The sequence below is a fragment of the Bacillus sp. GMs2/2 genome (assembly GCF_050172095.1).
GTDB lineage: Bacteria > Bacillota > Bacilli > Bacillales > Bacillaceae_G > Bacillus_A > Bacillus_A cereus.
In genome coordinates this window covers 1-1,338 of sequence record NZ_JBNLYE010000679.1, presented here as the reverse complement: position 1 = coordinate 1,338, position 1,338 = coordinate 1, and the positions used below count along the sequence as shown (strand labels likewise).

The following is a 1,338-nucleotide window of genomic DNA, read 5'->3' as shown; positions in this document are numbered from 1 at the left end:
GATGATCGCAATTCCCACAATTAAAATCAAAAAGGCTTGTAGGAAAATATCTTGTGTTTCCCATAACGTGCACAAATACAGAAGACTTCCCGAACAAAAATAATACATGGCCAATAATAGGTTTATATTTGCGATTATCATTTGTTTCTTTACAATCGCGGCTATTCCTGCCAAAACAAGCGTATAAACTCCTATACTTAGCAAAATATATGCAATAACCTTAAAAAGAATCATCCTCATACCTCTTTTTCTTTAAAAATTCATTTGAACCACTTAAAGGGCTGAATAAAGGACACAAACTCATTCAATACCAAATGTATTACCAGTTCTTTTAAAATCAATTACAAGCGAATTTGAAGAGTTATTTTTTCTGGAATGGAAACTTTTTGTGTTGAAAATCATATATACTTTGTTTTCCAACACATCCAATTGAAAACCCTGTAAAAAAAGTTGCACCTATGATTTTTAATCCCCATTGCCATGTGTTTTCCTGTAAAAAGCGATGCGAAACATAGAGACATACCCCTGTACAAATAATGATCCAGATTCCATATTCATCATATTTTCTCTGTTCTAACTTTTGTTCCTGGAACGGATATACCTGGATAAATAAAAAGGCTATCAGCAAAACTGACAGCCCAATTCCCAATACAATCATTTTTTATCGCCCCATTTCCACTCGATTACACCTCTTTATAGCGCTTCTGTAACAATTGCTGTACACGTGCCGCATACATTCTAAAATGGGGAATGTTTTGTGCGGCAAGCTTTCCAAAATCCATTTGCATTAATGTTTCTTCTAACAGTTTGAACTCAAATTCTAAGAATGTATCATGCTGTTTCTGAATCGAATGTGGGATATTATGCAAGGCATCCGCAATTTCTCGTACATATGTCACACTGTATTCATCTTGATTTGAATAGGAAAATACATTTCGAATCAATACAAACGTTTCTTGCAATATTTCATATCCAATGTGATGCAATACATTTTTATTTACCAACTCCCCTCATTCCTTTCTCTATGGCCCTTCAATTCCTGTATTGATTTGGAACTCATAATTTTCTACAAACCATTTTTCACCTTCTAATAGTAAATTTAATTTCATCGTGTGTTTTTCTTGTTGTTCTGTTCCATCAACCGTTACAAGATAATCATATTTAACCGTTACATCGGCTTTATTATCAGCGGTTTTAATGTAGTACATATCCGTTATCTTTGCTTTCGTTTGAATGTGCATAGACCCATCATCTTCTATATGGTTATGTGCATCCTCTGGCGCATTTAATAATTTGTTTCGTGCTTCTCCAGTTATCATTTCTTTGATCTTTTCAAAC

General features: G+C 33.8%; 3 protein-coding genes and 1 pseudogene. All 4 read right to left on the bottom strand.

Annotated features, from left to right (window positions below; all coding sequences use genetic code 11):
* Nucleotides 1–234, bottom strand: a 234-nt coding sequence (locus ACQGS6_RS28630) for a hypothetical protein (protein ID WP_426966036.1), incomplete at its 3' end; no start/stop codon positions are given.
* A gap of 127 nt (nucleotides 235–361) precedes the next feature.
* Nucleotides 362–658, bottom strand: a complete 297-nt coding sequence (locus tag ACQGS6_RS28625) for a hypothetical protein (protein ID WP_426966035.1) — start codon at nucleotides 656–658, stop codon at nucleotides 362–364.
* A gap of 25 nt (nucleotides 659–683) precedes the next feature.
* Complete coding sequence (locus ACQGS6_RS28620) at nucleotides 684–1,004, bottom strand: hypothetical protein (protein WP_426966034.1); 321 nt, start codon at nucleotides 1,002–1,004, stop codon at nucleotides 684–686.
* Between the two features lie 18 nt (nucleotides 1,005–1,022).
* Nucleotides 1,023–1,338 (bottom strand): annotated as a pseudogene (locus tag ACQGS6_RS28615) (hypothetical protein); the annotation flags it as partial.

Coding starts and splice junctions, on each gene's coding strand:
- ACQGS6_RS28625 (WP_426966035.1), bottom strand. CDS start 658: ATGATTGTATTGGGAATTGGGCTGTCAGTTTTGCTGATAGCCTTTTTA.